The organism is Rossellomorea aquimaris (assembly GCF_001877785.1).
Classification (GTDB): domain Bacteria; phylum Bacillota; class Bacilli; order Bacillales; family Bacillaceae_B; genus Rossellomorea; species Rossellomorea aquimaris_A.
The window spans coordinates 1-483 of the sequence record NZ_MINN01000159.1 but is presented as its reverse complement, the minus strand read 5'-3'; the positions used below and the strand labels follow the sequence as shown (position 1 = coordinate 483).

General features: G+C 43.1%; 1 rRNA gene. It reads right to left on the bottom strand.

From position 1 onward, the window contains the following. Positions 1-127 (bottom strand): 23S ribosomal RNA (locus BHE18_RS21860); the annotation flags it as partial. Between the last annotated feature and the right edge of the window lie 356 nt (positions 128-483).

Sequence of the window (483 nt, the reverse complement as noted above, 5' to 3'; positions counted from 1 at the left end):
GTTCCCCCATTCGGAAATCTCCGGATCAAAGCTCACTTACAGCTCCCCGAAGCATATCGGTGTTAGTCCCGTCCTTCATCGGCTCCTAGTGCCAAGGCATCCACCGTGCGCCCTTCATAACTTAACCTAAATTTTGCTTTATCAGCTTCGAATCTCTTCGTCAGCTTCAGTCGATCACATCCTCACGCACGACTAAGTGCGCTCCGGTGTTCACTCCTTCGCTTCCTCGACCTTCTCGCTGCTAAATCAAAATTTGATTCACTTACTTACTAAGTTAGGATTAAACCTAAAATGGCGATACTCGGTAATTTCTTGACTATCAATTAACACTTTATCTAGTTTTCAAAGAACAAATAGATGGATGGTTCTTTTGCTTGCGCAAAAAACCTTATTAAACCATCAAAACTGAACAAAACTTCGACTGTCAAACGTTTCATGTAATATTCCTTAGAAAGGAGGTGATCCAGCCGCACCTTCCGATAC